Genomic DNA, 6,521 nt, shown 5'->3' on the forward strand with positions numbered 1-6,521 from the left:
CGAGACCCGCCTAGGTATCGATCCGAAATCAACGCCCGCGTGACCAGCGCTCGTTCCTGAGCCCGAGCGACGATCCGCCCATCCCTCAGTCCAATGTAACCGTCGCCGTCGTAAGCCGGCGCGACAATGTAGGTGTGGCGCCCACGGGTGAAGCGCAGCGGTCCATTGCTGGACGGGGTCATCGCACCAACTCCCAGCCCTTGTAGCGGCCTTCCATCGGGATCGACCGCACGAACCCGAGAGACTGTTGGGCGGTCAGCGTGGCACCAACGCGTTTCCGCATCAGGACGATCGTCTCTTCATCCGCCTTCAGCCCGCGCGCCTTGATCTGCGCCTGGACGATTTCAAGCGAGGTCAGGGGGCGATCCGCCGCCTTCAGCATCCGCAGAACGAAGACCGACGCCTGTCCCTTGGTGGCGCGGTGCTTGGTCGGATAGCGAGCGACGCGGTTGATGTCGGCCTTCGCGTCGAACATGCGGATCGTCGCGTCGATATGATCGAGGTCGCAAATGACCTTCCGCAGCTCGGCGCGGTGGAACTTGATTATGCCCGCCAATTGGGCGCGCTTCTCAAGGAGACCGGCGACGGTGTTGGGGCGTTCAGGCTTGTTTTCCATGAGGAAGAACGTAGCAAGAACAATAACTTGCGTCTCAGGCGGCTAGGTGTGTTTCCGCCATAAGAGCGGAATTCGGCGTCCAGGCGCTGGACAGCCTTCGGGGGCCGCTGGAAACCGGCGAGGTGATGGTGGCGCGGGCCAACGCCCATGTGCGCTATCCGGCCCGGGTGCAGCTGGTGGCGGCGATGAACCCCTGCCGCTGCGGCCACGGCGGGGCCGGGCGCGGGGCGTGCGGCAAGGCCCCGCGCTGCCTGCGCGACTACCAGGGCCGGGTCAGCGGGCCGCTGATGGACCGCATCGACCTGGCCGTCGACATGCCCGCCGTCACCGCCGCGGACCTGGCCCTGCCGCCGCCGTCCGAGGGCACGGCCGAGGCCGCCGCCCGGGTCGCCCGGGCCCGGCGGCTGCAGCTGGAGCGGGCCGAGGCGATCCCGAACGCGCCGATGGGCGCCGAGGCGCTGAACGGCCGGGCCGAGGGGCGCTATCTGGAGCGGATCGCCGACCTGGACGAGGCCGGACGCGGCCTGCTGGCCCGGGCCGCAGAGGCCGGCCAGATCAGCGCCCGCGGCTGGACCCGCGTGCTGCGCCTGGCCCGCACCATCGCCGACCTGGAGGGCGCGGCCGGCGTGCGCCGCGTGCACGTGGCCGAGGCCCTGGCCCACCGGCGCACCAGCGCCCTGGGCGCGGCGGCGGGCGAGGGGGTGGTCTAGGACTTACCGCGGCGCCCGCTTGGCCAGGATCCGCTGCAGGGTCCGCCGGTGCATGTTCAGCCGCCGGGCGGTCTCCGACACGTTGTGGCCGCACATCTCGTAGACCCGCTGGATGTGCTCCCAGCGTACGCGGTCGGCGCTCATCGGGTTTTCCGGCGGGGCCGGGGCGGCGTCCTTGGCGGCCAGCAGGGCGCGGGCCACGTCGTCGGCGTCGGCCGGCTTGGACAGGTAGTCGATCACCCCGGCCTTCACGGCCGCGACGGCGGTGGCGATGTTGCCGTAGCCGGTCAGCATGATGACCTTGGCGTCCGGCCGCACGTCGCGCACGGCCTCGACCACCTTCAGCCCCGTGCCGTCCTCCAGCCGCATGTCGAGCACGGCGTGGGCCGGCGCCTGATTTCGCAGGGCGCTCATCGCCTCGGCGACCGAGGCGCAGAGCGTCACCGCGAACCCGCGCTGTTCCAGCGCGCGACCCAGCCGCGTCCGCAAGGGCGCGTCGTCGTCGAGAAGCAGCAGGGACTTGTCGGGCAGGGCCGCGACCATTTCACCGATATCCGCCATGAACTTCAGCGCCTCCCAACGCCGACACTCAACCAGGCCACGAGCGAGCCATCTTGTTGCCCAATTCGCGAGTGTCGCAAGTGTTTCATTACAGCTCGCTCGCTCCGATGATCGCCGGCGCCTCCAGCGCCGACCTCGGCCAGCGCGCGGCGACCACCGCGCCGCCGCGCCGTCCGTTCTTGAAATCCACGCTCGCCCCGGTTCGTTCCAGCAGCGTCTTGGCGATGAAGAAGCCCAGGCCCATGCCGATGTGGCCGGTCCGCGAGCCCTCCGCCCCCGGACGGGACGTCACATAGGGCTCGCCCAGCTTGGCCAGGATCTCGGGCGAGAAGCCCGGCCCGTCGTCACGCACCTCGATCACCACCGCCCGGGCGTCGAAGCGGGCCACGACGATGACCTCGGCCCGGGCGAAATCGACGGCGTTCTCGACGATGGTCGTCAGGGCGTGGAGGATCTCGGCGCGCCGCCAGATGTCGGGGGCCGAATCGCCCGGCGGGCCGTTGACCACCGCCTCGACCCGGATGCCGTGGATCATGTGCGGCTCGATCACCTCGTGCACCAGCTGGGTGAGGCTGATGCGCTCGTGCACGGCGTCCTTGGCCTCGGGCATCTCGGTCAGCCGGGCCAGGATCTCGCGGCAGCGCGCGGCCTGGCCGATCATCAGCTCGGCGTCCTCGCGGGTCTGCTCGTCCGGGGCGTTGCGGACCATCTCGCGGGCCACGACCGAGATGGTGGCCAGGGGCGTGCCCAGCTCGTGGGCGGCGGCGGCGGCCAGGGCGCCCAGGGCCGAGAGCCGCTGCTCGCGGGCCAGCACCGTCTCGGTGACGTTCAGCGCCAGCTCCATCCGCGCCGATTCGGTCGCCGCCTGCCAGGCATAGGCCCCGGTCAGGGCGATGCCCAGGATCCGCGCCAGCACGATGGTCATCAGGGTCAGGCCGCCGGGCGTGGGCCCCGGCCCCGCCGACGGCGGGTAGGGCACGGGCAGGAAGAAGAAGGTCAGCACCAGGCAGGCGGCCACCGCCAGGGCCCCGATCGTCACCGCGAACCGGGCCGGCAGGGTGGCGGCGGCCAGGGTGACGGGGGCGATCAGCAGCAGGGAGAACGGATTGACGATCCCGCCGGTCAGGTAAAGCATCCCCGCCAGCTGCAGGGTGTCGAAGGCGATCTGGGCCGTGGCCTCGCCCTCGCGGGCCATCCGCTGGCCGCCGAACGCCAGGCCGATCAGCACGTTCAGCCAGGCCGACAGGGCGATCAGGGAAAAGCACAGAGCGAAAGGCACCTTCAGGTCCAGGACCAGGCCGGCGACCAGGACGGCGGTGGTCTGGCCGATCACCATTAGCCAACGCTGGGTGATCAGGGTGCGAACCCTCAGGCGTCCACGACGCAGTCCTGGCCCCGCCCAGGACCAGTCCTCGTCTTGCGCCGCCTCGACGTCAGGCCTATCGAGCCCCGACCGAGGCGAACTATGCGGCGCATTCTTGAGAGACGCGTCTGCCATGTCGCACCATAAGGCCAGAAATTCTCGTCTGGCGAGAGCGAAAGGTTCAAGGCCCATGCCGCGTCATCGGTTGCTTGCAATTTTGGCCGGTCTGCTGGCGGTGCTGGTGGCGGGCGGGCTGATCCTCAGGACGGGCGTCCTCGACAAGGCCCCGCCGCCGTCCCTGGTCGGCGGACCGTTCCAGCTGGTCGACCAGAACGGCAAGCCGACCACCGAGGCGGCGCTGAAGGGCCAGTGGAACGCGGTGTTCTTCGGCTTCACCTACTGCCCGGACGTCTGCCCCGGCACCCTGCAGGCCCTGGCCGCGGCCAGCGACCAGCTGGGCCCCAAGGCCAAGGACCTGAGGATCGTCTTCATCTCGGTCGATCCAGACCGCGACAAGCCGCAGGCGGTCAAGGACTTCCTGTCGGGCCCCACCCTGCCCAAGACCATCCTCGGCCTGACCGGCACGCCCGAGCAGACGGCGGCCGCCGCCAAGGCCTATCGGGTCTATTACAAGAAGGCCGGCGACGGGCCCGACTACAGCGTCGACCATTCCACGGCGGTCTATCTGATGGATCCCAAGGGTCGGTTCGTCAAAGTGATCCCCTACAACCTGCCGCCCGAGGAGATCGCGCGGCAGATCCGGGACGCCATGGAAGGGCGCAGCTAGCGCCTGGCGCTTCCGCGACGCTGTACCGCTACCGGAAGACTGTACTTTCCCCCGCCCGAGCGTGTTATGTTGCATCGCAACATTCTGGATGCGCCATGCTCTACGCCCTGCACGAGGCCAGTTTCTACGCCTCCACGCCCTTGCGCCTCGCGGCCCGCGCGGCCCGTGACTTCTGGGGCTCGCCCCTGAATCCAGCCGCCGAGAGCGATCTTGGCCGCCGCATCCACGCCGGCGCCGACCTGTTCTCGAACGTCACCCGCCGCTACGGCAAGCCCGACTGGCGCATCGACAGCGTCAAGATCGGCCAGGTCGACGTGCGCGTGCGCCCCACGGTCGTCTGGGAAAGCCCGTGGGCGCGGCTGATCCAGTTCGACCGCGACATGGCCGACATGCGCCGGGCCGGAAAATTCCAGCTGGATCCCGCGGTGCTGATCGTCGCGCCTCTCTCGGGCCACTATGCGACGCTGCTGCGCGGCACGGTCGAGGCTTTCCTGCCCGACCACGCGGTGTTCATCGTCGACTGGGTCAACGCCCGCGAGGTCTCGGTCCTGCAGGGCCGCTTCGACTTCCACGACTATATCGATCACATCCGCCAGATGCTGACCGCCCTGGGGCCGCGTCCCAACGTGGTGGCCGTCTGCCAGCCCGGCCCGCCGGTCCTGGCCGCCGCGGCCCTGATGGCCGAGGACGGCGATCCCTCGCGCCCGGCCAGCATGACCTTCATGGGCTCGCCGATCGACGCGCGCCTGTCGCCGACCGTGACCAACCAACTGGCCGAGGAAAAGCCGTTCACCTGGTTCCAGTCGAACATGATCTACACCGTGCCCCCGCCCTATCCAGGCATGGGCCGGCGCGTCTATCCGGGCTTCGTCCAGCTGGCCAGCTTCATGAGCATGAACGCCGAGAAGCACCAGCAGGCGCACCAGCGTTACTTCCAGGACCTGGTGAAGGGTGACGGCGACAGCGCCGACAAGCACCTGGAGTTCTACGACGAGTACCTGTCGGTGCTGGACCTGACCGAGGAATTCTACCTCCAGACCATCGACATCGTCTTCCAGCAGCACCTGCTGCCCAAGGGCGAGCTGACCCATCGCGGCCGGCTGGTGAATCCCCAGGCCATCACCGACATCGGCCTGATGACGGTCGAGGGCGAGAACGACGACATCTCCGGCATCGGCCAGACCCAGGCGGCCCACGGCCTGTGCTCGTCCCTGCCCGAGACCCTGAAGGAGGACTACGTCCAGCCGGACGTCGGCCACTACGGGGTGTTCAACGGCCGCCGGTTCCGCGAGGAGATCTATCCCCGGGTCCGCGACTTCATCCTCAAGAGCGACCCGAACTTCGGCTAGCGCCCTGCCCCCGCAGGGGGGAGGACCTTGCGCGACTCCCGGCCAGGGGCGATCTAGGGGACATGAACCTCTTCAGTCCGCAGCGCTACGCCGATGGGGACCGGCTGGACGTGCGCGGCTGCGCGGTGCGGCTGAAGGTCGACGGCCGGGCGCGGCGGATCTCGCTGCGGGTCGACCGGGCCAAGTCCGAGGTCGTGGCGCTGGCGCCCACCCCGCGCCGGCTGTCCGAAGCCGTGGCCTTCGCCCATGAGAAGGCCGACTGGATCGCCGGCCAGCTGGCCGCCCTGCCGACCCGCCAGGTCATCGCTCCCGGCGGGGTCCTGCGGTTGCTGGGCCGACCCTACCGGCTGGAGGTCGGCCCCGGCCGGCCCAAGATGACCGACGAGGCCCTGGTCGCCCCCGACGACAGCACCTGGTCGCTGAAGATCATCCGCCTGGCCAAGCGCGAGGCTCTGGTCCGCCTGACCGAGCGCACCGCCCACCACGCCGCCGCCCTTAACCGTCCCATGCCGTCGGTGGCCATCGCCGACCCCAAGGCCCGCTGGGGCTCATGCCGCCCGGCCCGTCCCGGCCACCCGGCGGCGATCCGCTACAGCTGGCGTCTGGTCCTGGCCCCGTTCGCGGTGGCCGACTATGTCGTGGCCCACGAATGCGCCCACCTGGTCGAGGCCAACCACGGGCCGCGCTTCTGGGCGCTCTGCGAGCAACTGGCCGGCGACCCCGCCCCCCACCGCCGCTGGCTGCGCGCCCACGCCGCGGAACTGCACGCGATCTCGGCTTAGGGCCGTCCTGTCGGGGACACGCCCTTGCGGCGTGTCCCCAGGTCTCGCACGGGTCAGGCGGTTGGGGACACGCCGCAAGGGCGTGTCCCCAGTCGTGCGCTTATCCTCGGGGTATCGGATATGAACCCCAGCGATTTCAACGCCTTGAACTTTTTCGACCCGATTGATCCTCACCCTCCCAGACCGCCCTTATCCTGATCCCACCTCGTTGCAGGGAAAGGGCGCATGGCCAGCGACCGATGCGGCGGCGGGGGCGATCGAGCGGGAAGCTCCGTCGGCGGTCCTTTTGGACCAAACTTCGCGTCTCTGGAGCCGGTCGGGCCTGGAACACAAAAACGACGTGGCGCGAGGGC

Annotated in this window: 6 protein-coding genes and 1 pseudogene; 4 read left to right on the top strand and 3 right to left on the bottom strand. The window is 69.7% G+C overall.

Going from position 1 to position 6,521, the window contains the following annotated elements:
• Positions 1-178 precede the first annotated feature (178 nt).
• Positions 179-616 carry a hypothetical protein gene (locus ASD47_RS11200; protein ID WP_056755940.1) on the bottom strand — a complete coding sequence of 146 codons (438 nt, stop codon included), beginning with the start codon at positions 614-616 and terminating at the stop codon, positions 179-181.
• A 68-nt stretch (positions 617-684) separates the two neighbouring features.
• Here ASD47_RS11200 and ASD47_RS11205 point away from each other — a divergent pair.
• Positions 685-1,326: pseudogene (locus ASD47_RS11205) on the top strand (ATP-binding protein); the annotation flags it as partial.
• A gap of 3 nt (positions 1,327-1,329) precedes the next feature.
• Here ASD47_RS11205 and spdR read toward each other — a convergent pair.
• Together spdR and ASD47_RS11215 are read right to left on the bottom strand one after the other, a co-directional pair.
• On the bottom strand, positions 1,330-1,887 hold the full coding sequence (spdR, locus tag ASD47_RS11210; protein WP_056755943.1) for a stationary phase response regulator transcription factor SpdR: 558 nt from the start codon (positions 1,885-1,887) through the stop codon (positions 1,330-1,332).
• A gap of 88 nt (positions 1,888-1,975) precedes the next feature.
• Entirely contained in the window at positions 1,976-3,385 is a 1,410-nt protein-coding gene (locus ASD47_RS11215) for an ActS/PrrB/RegB family redox-sensitive histidine kinase (protein WP_056755945.1), read from the bottom strand.
• A 55-nt stretch (positions 3,386-3,440) separates the two neighbouring features.
• Here ASD47_RS11215 and ASD47_RS11220 point away from each other — a divergent pair, with 55 nt between their 5' ends.
• The 3 genes from ASD47_RS11220 to ASD47_RS11230 all read left to right on the top strand — a co-directional run bounded on the left by ASD47_RS11220 (position 3,441) and on the right by ASD47_RS11230 (position 6,168).
• The gene (locus ASD47_RS11220) at positions 3,441-4,037 is read left to right on the top strand and encodes an SCO family protein (RefSeq protein WP_056755947.1); all 597 of its coding nucleotides are present in this window, start codon (positions 3,441-3,443) and stop codon (positions 4,035-4,037) included.
• 95 nt (positions 4,038-4,132) lie between these two features.
• Positions 4,133-5,386, top strand: coding sequence for a polyhydroxyalkanoate depolymerase (locus ASD47_RS11225; RefSeq protein WP_056755950.1), 1,254 nt, complete (start codon positions 4,133-4,135; stop codon positions 5,384-5,386).
• Between the two features lie 62 nt (positions 5,387-5,448).
• The gene (locus tag ASD47_RS11230) at positions 5,449-6,168 is read left to right on the top strand and encodes a SprT family zinc-dependent metalloprotease (RefSeq protein ID WP_056755952.1); all 720 of its coding nucleotides are present in this window, start codon (positions 5,449-5,451) and stop codon (positions 6,166-6,168) included.
• Positions 6,169-6,521 lie beyond the last annotated feature (353 nt).

The organism is Caulobacter sp. Root1472 (assembly GCF_001426985.1).
Lineage (GTDB): Bacteria > Pseudomonadota > Alphaproteobacteria > Caulobacterales > Caulobacteraceae > Caulobacter > Caulobacter rhizosphaerae.

Coding starts and splice junctions, on each gene's coding strand:
- ASD47_RS11200 (WP_056755940.1), bottom strand. CDS start 616: ATGGAAAACAAGCCTGAACGCCCCAACACCGTCGCCGGTCTCCTTGAG.
- spdR (WP_056755943.1), bottom strand. CDS start 1,887: ATGGCGGATATCGGTGAAATGGTCGCGGCCCTGCCCGACAAGTCCCTG.
- ASD47_RS11215 (WP_056755945.1), bottom strand. CDS start 3,385: ATGGCAGACGCGTCTCTCAAGAATGCGCCGCATAGTTCGCCTCGGTCG.
- ASD47_RS11220 (WP_056755947.1), top strand. CDS start 3,441: ATGCCGCGTCATCGGTTGCTTGCAATTTTGGCCGGTCTGCTGGCGGTG.
- ASD47_RS11225 (WP_056755950.1), top strand. CDS start 4,133: ATGCTCTACGCCCTGCACGAGGCCAGTTTCTACGCCTCCACGCCCTTG.
- ASD47_RS11230 (WP_056755952.1), top strand. CDS start 5,449: ATGAACCTCTTCAGTCCGCAGCGCTACGCCGATGGGGACCGGCTGGAC.